At 41.6% G+C, this 15,747-nt stretch carries 15 protein-coding genes; 10 read left to right on the top strand and 5 right to left on the bottom strand.

Features of this window, described 5'->3' with window-relative positions:
• Positions 1-43 precede the first annotated feature (43 nt).
• Positions 44-166 (top strand): hypothetical protein, encoded by a 123-nt coding sequence (locus HMPREF1518_RS11045; protein WP_269317217.1) that lies wholly within the window; start codon positions 44-46, stop codon positions 164-166.
• A 136-nt stretch (positions 167-302) separates the two neighbouring features.
• Here the strand turns inward: HMPREF1518_RS11045 and HMPREF1518_RS06170 are convergent, their stop codons facing one another.
• The 4 genes from HMPREF1518_RS06170 to HMPREF1518_RS06160 all read right to left on the bottom strand — a co-directional run bounded on the left by HMPREF1518_RS06170 (position 303) and on the right by HMPREF1518_RS06160 (position 3,744).
• Positions 303-1,040: a hypothetical protein gene (locus tag HMPREF1518_RS06170; RefSeq protein WP_033584913.1), complete on the bottom strand. Its 738-nt coding sequence runs from the start codon at positions 1,038-1,040 to the stop codon at positions 303-305.
• A gap of 138 nt (positions 1,041-1,178) precedes the next feature.
• On the bottom strand, positions 1,179-1,334 hold the full coding sequence (locus tag HMPREF1518_RS10825) for a hypothetical protein (RefSeq protein ID WP_156025215.1): 156 nt from the start codon (positions 1,332-1,334) through the stop codon (positions 1,179-1,181).
• 256 nt (positions 1,335-1,590) lie between these two features.
• Positions 1,591-2,469, bottom strand: a complete 879-nt coding sequence (locus HMPREF1518_RS06165; RefSeq protein ID WP_033584911.1) for an AraC family transcriptional regulator — start codon at positions 2,467-2,469, stop codon at positions 1,591-1,593.
• 75 nt (positions 2,470-2,544) lie between these two features.
• Entirely contained in the window at positions 2,545-3,744 is a 1,200-nt protein-coding gene (locus HMPREF1518_RS06160; RefSeq protein ID WP_033584909.1) for an L-lactate MFS transporter, read from the bottom strand.
• Positions 3,745-3,962: 218 nt separating this feature from the next.
• Between HMPREF1518_RS06160 and HMPREF1518_RS06155 the strand changes: the two genes are divergently transcribed.
• From HMPREF1518_RS06155 to HMPREF1518_RS06115, 9 genes are all read left to right on the top strand, one after another.
• Positions 3,963-4,571: an NADPH-dependent FMN reductase gene (locus HMPREF1518_RS06155; RefSeq protein ID WP_033584907.1), complete on the top strand. Its 609-nt coding sequence runs from the start codon at positions 3,963-3,965 to the stop codon at positions 4,569-4,571.
• Between the two features lie 25 nt (positions 4,572-4,596).
• Positions 4,597-7,008, top strand: a complete 2,412-nt coding sequence (locus HMPREF1518_RS06150) for a flavocytochrome c (protein WP_033584905.1) — start codon at positions 4,597-4,599, stop codon at positions 7,006-7,008.
• Between the two features lie 286 nt (positions 7,009-7,294).
• Positions 7,295-8,293, top strand: coding sequence for a Holliday junction branch migration DNA helicase RuvB (gene ruvB / locus HMPREF1518_RS06145; protein WP_081730825.1), 999 nt, complete (start codon positions 7,295-7,297; stop codon positions 8,291-8,293).
• Positions 8,274-8,858, top strand: coding sequence for a nucleotidyltransferase family protein (locus HMPREF1518_RS06140; protein WP_033584903.1), 585 nt, complete (start codon positions 8,274-8,276; stop codon positions 8,856-8,858). The genes ruvB and HMPREF1518_RS06140 overlap by 20 nt, the downstream gene beginning before the upstream one ends.
• 209 nt (positions 8,859-9,067) lie before the next feature.
• The gene (locus HMPREF1518_RS06135; RefSeq protein WP_000466695.1) at positions 9,068-9,826 is read left to right on the top strand and encodes an isoprenyl transferase; all 759 of its coding nucleotides are present in this window, start codon (positions 9,068-9,070) and stop codon (positions 9,824-9,826) included.
• Positions 9,827-9,834: 8 nt separating this feature from the next.
• Complete coding sequence (locus HMPREF1518_RS06130; protein WP_000159105.1) at positions 9,835-10,638, top strand: phosphatidate cytidylyltransferase; 804 nt, start codon at positions 9,835-9,837, stop codon at positions 10,636-10,638.
• A gap of 15 nt (positions 10,639-10,653) precedes the next feature.
• Positions 10,654-11,910 (top strand): RIP metalloprotease RseP, encoded by a 1,257-nt coding sequence (rseP, locus tag HMPREF1518_RS06125; protein WP_033584901.1) that lies wholly within the window; start codon positions 10,654-10,656, stop codon positions 11,908-11,910.
• Positions 11,911-11,926: 16 nt separating this feature from the next.
• Entirely contained in the window at positions 11,927-13,780 is a 1,854-nt protein-coding gene (locus tag HMPREF1518_RS06120; RefSeq protein ID WP_033584899.1) for a proline--tRNA ligase, read from the top strand.
• Positions 13,781-13,878: 98 nt separating this feature from the next.
• On the top strand, positions 13,879-15,258 hold the full coding sequence (locus HMPREF1518_RS06115) for a glycoside hydrolase family 1 protein (protein ID WP_033584897.1): 1,380 nt from the start codon (positions 13,879-13,881) through the stop codon (positions 15,256-15,258).
• A 49-nt stretch (positions 15,259-15,307) separates the two neighbouring features.
• On the opposite strand, the gene HMPREF1518_RS06110 is transcribed toward HMPREF1518_RS06115, so the two are convergent.
• Positions 15,308-15,747 (bottom strand): IS3 family transposase (locus tag HMPREF1518_RS06110; RefSeq protein WP_033584895.1); only part of this gene is annotated, 440 nt, incomplete at its 5' end.

Below are 15,747 nucleotides of genomic sequence, written 5' to 3'. Positions count from 1 at the left end.
ATACAAGGACAAACTATACCATCTCAAAGAAGAGAACGGAGCAATGTCTTCAGAAGAACTTGTTAAAGTTGAAGGAGGCTGGTACTATGTCAATGAGGATGGCAGCCGTTCAGATAAACCAGCGCTTGATGTATTGCCTGATGGGCTAATTGTTACTACTAAATAATTTTTTTAAAATAAAGAAAGGAAATTTTCTAAAATATTGTTCTAATTGTTTCAACCGCAGGCTCAGGCTTGCGGTTTTTTTGTTTGCAATAATAAAAGCAGTGACCGAAACCACTGCTTTACCCTTATAAATTATTTTAGAATTCTAGTAAGTTATTGCTAACAACAGCTTCAAGAGCTAAAGATTTGCTTCCAGTATCTTCAAAATCAATAGTAATTGCATTGTCTTCAATTTTAACTACTTTACCAGTTCCAAACGATGGGTGTTTAACTGTTGAACCTACAATATCCTTGTGAGACTCAATCCATTCTTTGACTTTCTCATTTTCTTCCTGAGGCTGAAGAAGACCAGACTGTTTCATCAATTCGACTGCCTCAAAATATCCATCTACAAATGTCTGTTTGAAATCTGATACCATAGACAATTCTGAACGTTTTACAGGCTCACCCAAGCCTAACATTAGTTTAATAGCTTTCAAAATAACGTCATCAGAGACGTTGCGACTATCAAGCTGCCCACCAACTGCGTCACCATAAACACCGTAGAAATGGCCATCTTCCCCATCAATACCATAAATATCCATGATGTTACTTGTACCAAGATTGCAATAAACTGCTCCATCTTCATTTACAATAGCATACGATACATCGTTATTTTTAATTTCTTCAAGTAGTTGTTTTGCGTTTTCCATTTCTAGCTCCTCCGCATAATTTGTCAATTTGATAGCATTTTCTAAACTCATTTTTTCGATTGGTGTTTTTCCTGTGACCCATCTACTGATTGTAGTGTCACCAATTCCAGTAGCTTTAGAAATTCTATAAGCTGTTACAGCCTTTAGTAATTTTTGAATTTTGTTAAAATCTGCTTTACTCATTTTTTATTATCTCCTGAATACCAAGCAATAGCGATCGCCAAAATTGCTACAAATAAAATAATTTTCATCTTGATTTTTCTCTCACTTTCTTATAAAATGAAAGGTAAGGAGAGCTTTCGCTCTCTTACCCTTTAGCGATTATCTCTTCCTGCGTCTGCAAAACTTGGGAGCGATTTTCGCTTTTTTCTTTTGCTCTTTTAGCACTTGGTACCAAGAGCGACTCTCTTTTGAGATTGCTACTGCAATCCCTACCGCAACTGTGACCCTTGCAAGCCACTCGTCTAGGTTGTCCATTTGTATCACCTCCTTACATTATTTATTATACCGCATTATACTGCGTTAGTCAAGTCTTTTTTAACATTTTTTAAACTTTTTTTCAAAAAAATAGACCTTGTCCAGAGGTCGGGGAGTTGGAGGGGGAACCCTCCAAGATTGTTGATTTAATAAGATTTTATTTTACCTTTTTCATAATAATCTCCCTAAAGAAGCCACCCAATCAGGTGGCTTTTTTGTTTGAAAAAACTCCTTAGAAAAGACTGAGGAGAAAGAATCATGTTTTCTTTTTAAGTTGTTGATTTCGATACTGTCTAGGTGTTAAGTGATAGTGCTGCTTAAATTGACGGTTGAAGTTTGAAAGGTTGGTGAAACCGACTTGGCTTGCAATTTCTTGAATGCTGAGGTTGGTTTGGACGAGTTTCTCACAGGATTTTTCAAGACGTAACTGGAGCAGGTAGTCCATACAACTGGCTCCAGTATGTTGCTTGAAAATACTCATAAAGTGATTTTTACTATATCCAAATGTTGCAGCTAGTTGCTCAATATGAATGGGTTCTGCGTAGTGCTGTTCAAGGTAGCAAATCACTTCTTTTAGTTTTTGGTATTTTTGATAGGTATCATCTGTATAGTGTCGATTGACATATCGATACTTAAAGAGAAGATGAAGCAATTCGTATAGTTTAGATTTTATGAGTAGATCGTAGTATATGCCTTTTTCTTCAAGGATAGAAAAGAGGGAAAGAAGGCAGGATTGAATTTGATCATAGGCCTTATCGCCTGGTGATATTTGGGGAGTAAGGCAAAAGTGACCAGAGTGGAGGGGTTGGATATAGCGTTGGCTAAAACTGTCAATTTGACTTCTACCTAGGAAATCTAAATGGATACGAAAAACTGCTGAAATTTGTTCTTGATTTTCAATAGGGTAGATGGCGTGAGGAGACATTGGCTGAATTAAAAAAATATCACCTTCATGACTTTCAAAGCGCTCAGAGTTGATATAGAAGGTAGCAGTTCCTTTTTTGACATAGATTATCTCTAGTTCAGGATGCCAATGGTAGATTGTATTAGAAGATTGCTTGGATAGGATTTGTTTTTCAAAATCATATGGGAAGTCAGATGGGTTATCTCGTAAGAAACGTGAACGGTCTGCCATGGTAAATCCTCCCAATATTCTATTACTACTTTTATTATACCAAAAAAACTTCCTTATCTAGGAAGTTTTCGAGTTTTAAGCTTTCTTTTTCATATAAAAAATAGTAAGCATAAGTCCAATGAAGGCCAAAGCAATAGCAACATAAAAAGCTACACTATAATTTCCATTATTAGCCATTGCCATTTGAACAGCGACTTTGGGAGCGAAAAATGCTGCTAAAGAATATCCAGTGAAGACGATACCGTAGTTGACCCCTTGATTTGCAGGACCGTAATTTTCCATGACGATAGATGGGAAGACTCCCATAACACCACCAAAGCAGATACCAAGCCCAATAATTCCTAAGGTGAAGCCGAATTGACCAGGGACGATAGTTAGAGAGAATAAAGCTAGGACAATGACAGAATAGATAATCAATAAGGTCTTTGAACGGCCAATTTTATCAGAGAGTGATCCCCAGATAAAACGACCACTAGAGTTTGCAATGGAATAGAGAGAAACATAGAGAGCTGCAGTTCCTGCAGAGAGTCCAAACATTGATTGACCGATTGGCGATGCCTGAGAGGCAATCATCAAACCAGAAAAGGCGCCGACAAAGAACATGCTAATGATAATGTAAAACAGAGGGCTTCGTAGCATTTGTTTCCAGGTTTTATTAGTAGGTCCTTGCTTAGTTTGTATTGGAGCTTTCCAGCCTGCTGGTTGGTAGCCACTTGGAGCTGCCTTGATAAAGAAAATTGCACAGATGATAACAACAATATAGACTAGCCCAATTGTCCGAAAGGCAAAGAAGGCATCTTGTTGTTGAATGAGATTACTCGCAACTGGAGAAGCAATGACTGCAGCAAATCCCATGCCGCCTGTCAGAATTCCAGAGGCCAAGCCACGTTTATCAGGGAAGAGGCGAAGTGAATTGGAGAGGGCACCTGAATAGGCAAAACCTTGACCAAGTCCAGCCATTAATCCATAGGTCAAATAAAGCATGGCTGGTGAATTGGCATAGCCGGTTAAGTAAAATCCGCTAGCAAATAGGAGAGCGCCGAGGGCAATGGTCCATTTTACATAACCTTTGTCAACTAAATAACCTCCTAGAATCATGGGGATAGGGCCGATTGCAGAGTTGATAGCAAATGCTAACATAATATCAGACATGGACCAGCCTGTTGAACTGCTAAGTGGTCCGGCAAAAACAGAAAAGGAATAGACGGCACCTGTGCAAAGAAGAATGGCTGTAGACGCGACTAAAATCCGCCAACGATTGAATGTCTCTTTCATAAAAACATCCTCCTTAAATGTATATTTTTTCACCAAGACTATATCATAGTTAAGGAAGCTGGTCAATAGTTTAAGAAGATATTTTGTTAATTTTTTCACGAACTTGTACTAAAGTACGATAATCTGATAGAATAACACGGTCTTTATTATCAAGGATTTACAAGATTTTCTAAAGTAGTATAATGAAAGTAGATTAAATAAATGAAAGGGGTACCAAGATGAAACTAGTTGCTATCGTTGGAACCAATTCAGATCGCTCAACCAATCGGAAACTCTTGAAATTTATGCAAAAGCACTTTTCGGATAAAACCGACATTGAGATATTGGAAATCAAACAATTGCCAGCATTTAACGAACCTGAGGACAAGCAAGCGCCAGCTGAAGTTCAAGCTTTTTCAGAAAAAATTCTTGCCGCAGATGGTGTGATTATTTCAACACCTGAGTATGACCACACGATACCAGCACCTTTGGCCTCTGCTTTGGAGTGGATTGCTTATACCAGTCGTGCTTTGGTTAACAAACCAACGATGATTGTTGGTGCTTCTCTCGGTTTGCTAGGAACATCTAGAGCGCAGGCACATTTACGTCAGATTTTAGATGCGCCGGAGCTTAAAGCGAGAGTTATGCCTGGTACAGAGTTCTTTCTAGGTCATTCTGAGCAAGTCCTAGATGATGAGTGTCATTTGAACAATCCTGAAAAGGTTGCAGAACTAGAAGAACATTTTTCAGAGTTTCAAAATTTTGTTGAATTAACAAAAGCTTTAGTCAAACCAGAAGATACAAATCGTAAAAAATCATTCATCTGGGAAGAATGGTTAAAAGCCTAGGGAATTAATGAAAGGAGAAGAGTCAATGAAATTAGTAGCTATTGTTGGGACTAATGCAAAAAAATCCTATAATCGCAACCTGTTGCAATTTATGAAAAGACATTTTGCTCAGAAAGCGGATATTGAGATTTTAGAAATAAAAGATGTACCGATGTTCAATGAAACAGATGATCAAACAGATACACCTATTATTCAGAAGTTTAATCAAGCTATTTCAGAAGCTGATGGTGTCATTATCTCGACACCCGAGCACAATCATACGATTCCATCAAGTTTGAATAGCTTGCTCGAGTGGTTGTCTTTTAACATTCATCCACTAGACGGAAAGCCGACAATGATTGTCGGAGCTTCCTATGATATTCAAGGTTCTTCACGTGCCCAACTTCATCTTCGTCAGATTCTTGATGCTCCTGGAGTAAATGCAACAGTTATGCCAGGCAGTGAGTTTTTACTTGGTAGAGCGCATCGAGCATTTGATGATAATGGAAATTTAATTGAGGAGCGAACTGTAGATTTCCTAGATAGTTGTTTTTATCGCTTCCTTCGCTTTGTATCCGTTGCAAACCAACTAAATCTTCCTGAAGAAGTTCGATTTGAACCGGGGACTTATCATGTTACAACGGAAGGCCATAATGGTAAATTACCAATGGATGTAACGGTTTCTGAGGACCGTATTGAAAAAATCGAAATCGATTCTTCTGGGGAATCTTCAGGAATTGCAGATATTGTCTTTACGCGTATTCCAGTAGAAATCATTGAGGGTCAGACCTTAAATGTTGATGCGGTGTCAGGAGCATCTGTAACTTCAAATGGTGTCTTGGACGGAGTTGCGCGTGCGGTCAAACAAGCCGGTGCAAATCCAGATGTTCTACGCAAACGTTCCAAAGCTCCATCTGCCTTGGATAAAGAAGATAAAACCTATCAAGCAGACGTTGTCATCGTCGGAGGTGGAGGAGCTGGTTTAGCTGCGGCTGCTGCAGTCTTACAAGCTGGTAAGAAGCCGATTATTGTTGAGAAATTCCCAGCAATTGGAGGAAATACTGTTCGTGCAGGTGGTCCAATGAATGCACCAGATCCAGCATGGCAAGGAACCTTCGCAGCTCATCCAGGTGAGGCACATACGCTTCAAGAATTGATTGCGACAGATGAATCAACGATTGACTCAGAATATCTAGAGGACTTTAGAGCCTTGAAAGTTGAGGTTGAGCAGTATTTGCAGGACCCGAGCTATTTGTTTGACTCTACCTTACTTTACCGTATCCAAACCTATATCGGTGGGAAACGAAAAGATTTACAAGGAAATGAAATTCATGGCCAATATAATTTAGTATCTGTCCTAACTGAGCGAGCCCTAGAGTCTGTTCGTTGGTTGGAAGACATCGGCGTTGAATTTGTTCGTAGCGAAGTGACAATGCCAGTTGGAGCCCTTTGGCGTCGTGGCCATAAGCCGGTTCAACCAATGGGGTATGCCTTTATATCTGTCCTACAAAAATATGTTCTAGAACATGGTGGCAAGATCTTGACTGACTCTCCAGTTAAAGAATTGCTTGTAAAAGACGGGGCTGTCAAGGGTGTCAGAGCAGAAGGTCGAAACGGTCAAACCATCATTGTCAATGCAGATGCTGTTGTTCTAGCTTCTGGAGGATTTGGTGCCAATACCAAGATGCTACAAAAATACAATACCTACTGGACTGAAATTGCAGATGATATTGCCACATCTAATACACCAGCTGTAACAGGAGATGGTATTCTTTTAGGGCAAAGTGTAGGTGCAGATCTAGTGGGTATGGGCTTTAGTCAAATGATGCCAGTATCCGATCCAGTGACAGGAGCACTCTTCTCAGGACTTCAAGTTCCTCCAGCAAACTTCATCATGGTAAATACTGAAGGGAAGCGCTTTGTAGATGAGTACGGTAGCCGAGACAAGCTATCTCAAGCGGCGATTGATAATGGAGGCTTGTTCTATCTAATTGCAGATGAACGTATCAAGGCAACAGCCTACAACACTAGCCAAGAAAAAATCGATGCCCAAGTCAAAGCAGGCACTCTCTATCGTGCAGATACGATAGAAGAGTTGGCGGTTCAGATTGGTATGGCCCCACAAGTTCTAGTGGAAACGATAAAGAATTACAATTCCTATGTTGATGCAGGCTTTGACCCTGAATTTAATAAAGGTAGTTTTGATCTCAAGTGCGAGGTTGCGCCATTTTACGCAACACCGAGAAAACCGGCCGTTCACCATACAATGGGTGGACTCAAGATTGATACTTCAACACACGTTTTGAATGAAAACGGTCAGATTATCCCTGGTTTGTATGCTGCCGGAGAAGTCGCAGGTGGACTCCATGCAGGTAACCGTCTAGGAGGAAATTCGCTTACGGATATCTTTACTTTTGGACGTATTGCAGGTCAAACAGCTGTTAAAGAAAATTGTTAGTGATTGATTTAAAAATTAAGGGAATTTTAAGTCTCCTTGTGTATTATATAATCATTAATAAAGACCTCCTAATACTCTTCGAAAATCTCATCAATCTTCGTTAGAGTCGACTTAGCTAACTATAGTTATGCTTGCGTCTATCTGCCTAGTCTGATTTCGATTTTCATTGAGTACCCTTTATTTAATGAAATCCTAAACTTTTCTTTTTCATAATAATCTCCCTAAAGAGGCCACCCAATCAGGTGGCTTTTTTGTTTGTGGCTTGGATTTTTGATATAATAGAGCCATGAGTAGAATTTTAGATAATGAAATCATGGGGGATGAGGAGTTGGTCGAACGTACGCTCCGTCCTCAGTATTTACGTGAATATATTGGGCAGGACAAGGTCAAGGATCAGCTTCAAATCTTTATTGAGGCAGCAAAAATGCGTGATGAGGCGCTGGACCATGTTCTTTTATTTGGTCCTCCAGGTCTCGGGAAAACAACCATGGCCTTTGTTATTGCCAATGAACTGGGAGTCAATCTCAAGCAAACGTCTGGTCCTGTCATTGAAAAAGCGGGTGATCTGGTAGCGATTTTGAATGATTTGGAGCCTGGAGACGTTCTCTTTATTGACGAGATTCATCGCTTACCCATGTCGGTGGAAGAGGTGCTCTATAGTGCCATGGAGGACTTCTACATTGATATCATGATTGGGGCTGGTGAAGGCAGTCGCAGTGTTCATTTGGATTTGCCACCATTCACCTTGATTGGTGCAACGACCCGTACGGGGATGCTCTCAAATCCTCTACGGGCACGTTTTGGGATTACAGGCCATATGGAATACTATGCCCACGCTGACTTGACGGAGATTGTTGAGCGGACGGCAGATATTTTTGAAATGGAAATTACCCATGAGGCAGCTGCTGAGCTGGCCTTGCGTAGTCGGGGAACTCCTCGTATCGCCAATCGTCTCCTTAAGCGCGTGCGCGACTTTGCCCAGATTATGGGAAATGGGATTATCGATGATGTGATTACCGATAAGGCATTAACCATGCTAGATGTTGACCATGAAGGCTTGGACTATGTGGATCAAAAGATTCTTCGTACCATGATTGAGATGTACGGTGGTGGTCCTGTCGGTTTAGGAACTCTTTCTGTTAATATTGCCGAGGAGCGTGAGACGGTCGAAGATATGTACGAACCCTACCTCATCCAAAAAGGCTTTATCATGCGAACTCGTTCTGGACGGGTGGCGACAGCTAAGGCATATGAGCATTTAGGCTATGAATACAGTGAAAAATAAACAAGATATTCTAGATGCTTTCAGAGAAAATCCGGATATGATGACCATTCTGACCATCATTCGTGACCTTGGTCTGAAAGACTCTTGGTTGGCAGCGGGTTCTGTCAGGAATTTCATTTGGAATCTCTTGTCAGACAAATCGCCTTTTGACTGTGAAACGGATGTGGATGTGATTTTCTTTGATCCAGATGTTTCTTATGGGGAAACAGTATCCCTAGAGAACAAGCTGAGAGAAGATTTCCCTCAGTATCAGTGGGAGTTGAAAAATCAGGTCTATATGCATCTGCACAGTCCCCACACAGCTCCCTATACCAGTTCTTGTGATGCTATGAGTAAATATCCTGAGCGTTGTACGGCGATAGGCCTTCGCTTGCATGACGATGCAACTTTAGAGTTCTTTGCGCCTTATGGTTTAGAGGATATTTTTAACTTTCACGTATCCCCAACTCCTCATTTTTTAGAGAATGAGGACCGAATGAAGCTCTATCAGGAACGCTTGTCCAAGAAAAATTGGCAAGAAAAATGGGAAAATCTCACTTTTTCAAAAAACTTAAGAAAAGTTTAAGTTAGGAACGGTATACTAAGTCCATAAGTTAAGAGAAACTTAACTTAAACTCCTAAAACTTTTTCATAATAATCTCCCTATAAAATAAAGTCGCCCAATCAGGCGGCTTATTTTTTGTTACTTACAAGTAATGATAGTAACTTAGCAATAGAAGAAAATAGGGAAGTATGGTATAATAAAACGATAGATTTTTGAATAGGAATAAGATCATGTTTGGATTTTTTAAGAAAGATAAAGCTGCAGAAGTAGAGGTTCCAATACAGGTTCCTAATCATATTGGCATCATCATGGATGGGAATGGTCGCTGGGCTAAAAGACGCATGCAACCACGAGTTTTTGGTCATAAGGCGGGGATGGAAGCCCTTCAAAAGGTGACCAAGGTGGCCAACAAGCTGGGCGTTAAGGTCATCACGGTTTATGCCTTTTCAACGGAAAATTGGACGCGTCCGGATCAGGAAGTCAAGTTTATCATGAACTTACCAGTCGAGTTTTATGATAACTATGTTCCTGAATTGCATGCAAATAATGTTAAAATTCAGATGATTGGGGAGACGGACCGTCTGCCTAAGCCGACTTTTGAAGCTTTGACAAAAGCAGAGGAATTGACTAAGAACAATACGGGTTTGATTCTCAATTTTGCTCTTAACTATGGTGGACGTGCTGAGATTACACAGGCTGTTAAGCTGATTTCTCAGGATGTTTTAGATGCGAAAATCAATCCGGGTGATATCACAGAGGAATTGATTGGCAACTATCTCTTCACCCAACATTTGCCTAAGGATGTGCGAGATCCGGACTTGATTATTCGTACCAGTGGAGAATTACGCTTGAGCAATTTCCTTCCATGGCAGGGAGCCTATAGTGAGCTCTATTTTACGGATACCCTGTGGCCTGATTTTGACGAGGCAGCCTTGCAGGAAGCAATTCTTGCCTACAATCGTCGTCATCGCCGATTTGGAGGAGTTTAGGAGAAAATATGACCAAGGATTTACAAGAGAGAACACTGTTTGCTGGACTGGCTCTGCTTATCTTCCTTCCCGTCTTGTTTGTTGGCGGGCTCTTGTTGCAGATAGGAATTGGCTTGATAGCTATGCTGGCTGTTCATGAGCTTCTGCATATGAAGGGACTAAAGACTATGACCATTGAGGGCACCTTGACCCTCCTTGCAACCTTTGCACTCACAATCCCCTTAGAAAATTACCTAACTTTTTTGCCGGTTGATGGCAATGTAGTTGCCTACAGTGTTTTGATTACAATTATGTTAGGAACGACTGTTTTCAGTAAAAACTATACGATTGAAGATGCTGCCTTTCCGATTGCTGTGAGTTTCTATGTTGGTTTTGGCTTCAATGCCTTACTAGACGCTCGTATAGCTGGATTTGATAAGGTTCTTCTGGCTCTCTTTATCGTTTGGGCAACAGATAGTGCAGCTTATCTGATAGGGATGAATTTTGGTAAGCATAAGTTGGCTCCGAGAGTTTCTCCCAATAAGAGCATTGAGGGCTTTATCGGAGGTATTCTAGGTGCGGTACTGGTAACAGCAATCTTCATGCTTTTAGACAGCACAGTTGCTTTGCCTTATGGAATTTATAGAATGAGCCTCTTTGCCGTCTTCTTCAGTGTGGCAGGTCAGTTTGGTGACTTGATTGAGAGTGCTATGAAACGCCATTTCGGTGTCAAGGATTCAGGGAAATTTATCCCGGGGCATGGTGGTGTGTTGGATCGTTTTGACAGTATGCTAGTTGTTTTTCCTATCATGCACTTGTTTGGCCTCTTCTAAAGAAAGGAATATTGAATGATTGGATTGCTAACCTTTATCCTCGTTTTTGGGATTATCGTAGTGGTGCATGAGTTTGGACATTTTTATTTTGCCAAGAAATCGGGCATTCTAGTTCGTGAATTTGCCATTGGTATGGGGCCCAAGATTTTTTCCCATATCGGCAAGGATGGCACTGCTTATACCATTCGAATCCTTCCTCTAGGAGGCTATGTTCGTATGGCAGGCTGGGGTGATGATGCGACGGAAATCAAGACAGGAACTCCAGTCAGTTTAACACTTGCCGACGATGGCAAGGTCAAACGGGTCAACCTCTCAGGGAAGAAACTGGATCAAACGGCTCTTCCTATGCAGGTAACCCAGTTTGACTTTGAAGACAAGCTCTTTATCAAGGGTTTGGTCCTGGAAGAAGAAAAGATTTTTGTAGTGGATCATGATGCGACGGTTGTTGAAGAAGATGGAACCGAAGTGCGCATCGCTCCTCTGGATGTACAGTATCAAAATGCTTCTATCTGGGGCAAGCTCATCACCAACTTTGCAGGTCCTATGAATAACTTTATCTTAGGTGTTGTTGTTTTTTGGATCTTGATCTTTTTGCAGGGCGGTGTTAGAGATACTCAGACAAATCTCTTTCACGTCATGCCAGAGGGAGCTTTGGCTAAGGTGGGTGTAGCTGAGACAGCTCAAATTACTAAGGTCGGCTCGCATGAGGTTAAAAATTGGCAAGACTTAACTCAGGCTGTGGAAGCAGATACCAAGGATAAGACCGCTCCGACCTTGGATGTGACCATTTCTGAAAATGGTAGCGAAAAACAAGTAACTGTGACTCCAGAAGAGAATCAAGGACGTTACATTCTCGGGGTTCAACCGGGAGTCAAGTCAGACTTTCTATCCATGTTTGTTGGTGGCTTTACAACCGCTGCTGACTCAGGACTTCGCATCCTTTCGGCTCTGAAAAACTTGATTTTCCATCCAGATTTGAACAAACTCGGTGGTCCCGTTGCCATCTTTAAAGCAAGTAGCGATGCTGCTAAAAATGGAATTGAGAATGTCCTCTATTTCCTAGCCATGATTTCCATCAATATCGGGATTTTTAACTTGATTCCTATCCCGGCTTTGGATGGTGGAAAGATTGTGCTCAATATCCTAGAGGCTATCCGCCGGAAACCCCTTAAACAAGAAATTGAAACCTATGTCACCATGGCTGGTGTAGTTATCATGGTTGTCTTGATGCTAGCTGTGACCTGGAATGACATTATGCGACTCTTCTTTTAGATAATCGAGGAATATTATGAAACAAAGTAAAATGCTAATCCCAACGCTTCGCGAAATGCCAAGCGATGCTCAAGTTATCAGCCATGCCCTTATGTTGCGTGCTGGTTATGTTCGTCAAGTCTCTGCTGGTGTTTATTCTTACCTACCACTCGCTAACCGTGTGATTGAAAAGGCTAAGAATATCATGCGCCAAGAGTTTGACAAGATTGGTGCGGTGGAGATGTTGGCTCCTGCCCTTCTCAGTGCCGATCTTTGGCGTGAATCAGGTCGTTATGAAACCTATGGTGAAGACCTTTATAAACTGAAAAATCGTGAAAAGTCAGACTTTATCCTAGGTCCGACACACGAAGAAACTTTTACGGCTATTGTTCGTGACTCTGTGAAATCTTACAAGCAATTGCCACTCAACCTTTACCAAATCCAACCGAAATACCGTGATGAAAAACGTCCACGTAACGGACTTCTCCGTACGCGTGAATTTATCATGAAAGATGGATATAGTTTCCATGCTAATTACGATAGTTTGGATGTGACTTATGACGAGTACAAGGCGGCCTATGAACGAATTTTCACTCGTAGTGGTTTGGATTTCAAGGCTATCATCGGTGACGGTGGTGCCATGGGTGGTAAGGATAGCCAAGAATTTATGGCCATCACTCCTGCTCGTACAGACCTCGACCGCTGGGTTGTCTTAGATAAGTCAGTTGCCTCATTTGATGAAATTCCTGCAGAAGTGCAAGAAGAAATCAAGGCAGAATTGCTAAAATGGATGGTTTCTGGTGAAGACACCATTGCCTACTCAAGTGAGTCTAGCTATGCAGCTAACTTAGAAATGGCAACAAACGAGTACAAACCAAGCAACCGTGTCGTTGCGGAAGAAGAAGTGACTCGCGTCGAAACTCCAGATGTTAAATCCATCGATGAAGTGGCAGCCTTCCTTAACGTGCCAGAAGAGCAAACGATTAAAACTCTCTTTTACATGGCAGATGGTGAGCTTGTTGCAGCCCTTCTAGTTGGAAATGACCAACTCAATGAAGTCAAGTTGAAAAACCACTTGGGTGCAGATTTCTTTGATGTTGCGAGCGAGGAAGAAGTAGCAAATGTTATCACAGCTGGCTTTGGTTCGCTTGGTCCAGTTGGTTTGCCAGAAAATGTGAAAATCATTGCAGACCGTAAGGTACAAGATGTTCGCAATGCTGTTGTGGGGGCTAACGAAGATGGCTACCACTTGACAGGTGTGAACCCAGGTCGTGACTTTACTGCAGAATATGTGGACATTCGCGAAGTTCGTGAGGGTGAAATTTCCCCAGACGGACAAGGTGTTCTTAACTTTGCCCGTGGTATCGAGATTGGTCATATTTTCAAACTCGGAACTCGCTACTCAGCAAGCATGGGAGCAGATGTCTTGGATGAAAATGGTCGTGCTGTGCCAATCATCATGGGGTGTTACGGTATCGGTGTTAGCCGTCTCCTCTCAGCCGTTATAGAGCAACATGCTCGCCTCTTTGTTAACAAAACGCCAAAAGGTGAATACCGTTACGCTTGGGGGGTTAACTTCCCTAAAGAATTGGCACCATTTGATGTGCACTTGATCACTGTCAATGTCAAAGATGAAGAAGCGCAAGCCTTAACAGAAAAATTGGAATCCAACTTGATGGGAGCTGGTTACGAAGTCTTGACAGATGACCGTAACGAACGTGTCGGAGTCAAATTCAGCGATAGCGACTTAATTGGTCTGCCAATCCGTATTACTGTCGGGAAAAAAGCAGCCGATGGCATTGTAGAAGTTAAGATTAAAGCAACTGGTGACACCATCGAAGTTCATGCAGACAACTTGCTTGAAACGCTTGAAATCCTCAGCAAGAAATAAAAACTATAATCAGAAGAAAAACAAGGCAAAAATGTAACTAGTTTTTACCTTGTTTTTTCTATATAATGGGGAAAATGAGTAAACGAAGAGGTATAACAATGCTAAAATTTCCAAAGGATTTTGTTTGGGGTTCCTCCACTTCTGGACCACAGACAGAAGGACGAGTTCTTGGTGATGGTAAAGGAAATAATCTCTGGGATTATTGGTATCAGGTGGAACCCAATCGCTACTACAATGGGATTGGACCTGACAAAACATCGACTTTCTATGAAAACTGGGAAAAGGATATTGAGCTTTTGGTAGAGACTGGTCATACAGCTTTCCGAACTTCTATCCAGTGGTCTCGTATTTTCCCACAGGGCCGTGGAGAGGTCAATCCGAAAGGGGTGGCTTTCTACCGTCAGGTCTTTGAAGCTATTAAGGCCAAGGGGATTCGCCTCTTAGTCAATCTCTATCACTTCGACCTGCCATTTGCCCTCCAAGAAGACGGCGATGGTTGGGAAAATAAGGCAACTGTCAAGGCTTATGAAGACTATGCTCGTTTTTGTTTTGAGACTTACGGTGACTTGGTAGATCAATGGATTACTTTTAACGAGCCCATCGTCCCTGTAGAGTTTGGCTATTTTTACGATGCCCACTATCCTCACAAGGTGGATGCCCAAGCAGCGGTTAAGGTAGCCTATCACACACAACTGGCTAGTAGTCTTGCGGTTAAGGCCTGTCATGAGATTTTGCCTGATTCCAAGATTGGGATTGTCCTTAACTTGACACCAGCTTACCCACGTAGCCAGCATCCTGCGGATGTCAAGGCTGCGCGCATTGCCGACCTCTTCCAAGCTCAATCTTTCCTAGATCCGTCTGTACTGGGAGCTTATCCAGAAGAATTAGTAGAGATTTTAGCTGAGCATGATTTACTACCAGATTCTACAGCAGAAGAGTTGGAGCTCATTCGCGAGAATACAGTTGATTTCCTTGGAGTCAACTACTACCAACCTTTGCGCGTTATGGCGCCACGTTTTGCTAAGCATCCAGACAGTCCACTCTTGCCAGAACATTTTTATGAGCCTTATATTATGCCTGGCCGTAAAATCAATCCCCACCGTGGTTGGGAAATTTATGAGCAAGGGATTTATGATATCGCCCAAAATATCAAGGAAAATTATGCTAATATTGAGTGGATGTTGACAGAGAATGGCATGGGTGTTGAAGGTGAAGATAAATTCCGTGTGAATGGCATGATTCAGGACGACTATCGTATTGACTTTGTCAAAGGACATCTGCGTGAACTTCACCGTGCCATTGAAGACGGAGCCAATTGTAAGGGTTACCTAATCTGGACCTTTATTGATTGCTGGTCATGGCTCAACAGCTATAAAAATCGCTACGGTCTGGTTGAGCTTGACTTGGAAACACAAGAACGCCGTCTGAAGAAATCAGGGCACTGGTTCAAGGAACTCAGCGATCATAATGGATTTTAAAAATAAAAAGAGTGAGATGTGTACTGACCCCAAAAAGTTAGACAAATAATTATTGAAAGGATTTAGTTCTGTACTGCACAGGACTAAGTCCTTTTAGTTTGACTTTAATTCTTTTATTGTTGTAGTAATTGATATAGTCTACAATGGCTTGTTCCAATTGCTTAAGCGACTGAAACGACTTCTCATAGCCGTAAAACATTTCGGATTTCAAAATGCCAAAGAAGGACTCCATCATCCCATTGTCTGGGCTGTTGCCCTTGCGGGACATAGATGCTTGAATTCCCTTACTCTCTAGGAACCGATGATAAGAATCGTGTTGGTATTGCCAGCCTTGATCGCTATGGAGAATTGTATTTTCGTAATGCTCCTCTGTGAATGCCTGTTCTAACATCGTTTGTACTTGTTCTAAATTAGGCGAACAAGAAAGATTAAAAGCAATAATTTCGCTGTTAAAGCCATCTAAAACTGGTGATAAGTAAAGCTCTGCGT

The organism is Streptococcus sp. SR1, from assembly GCF_000526075.1.
GTDB lineage: Bacteria > Bacillota > Bacilli > Lactobacillales > Streptococcaceae > Streptococcus > Streptococcus halitosis.
The sequence above is the reverse complement of the archived record's forward strand: the minus strand, read 5'-3'. Positions and strand labels throughout refer to the sequence as shown.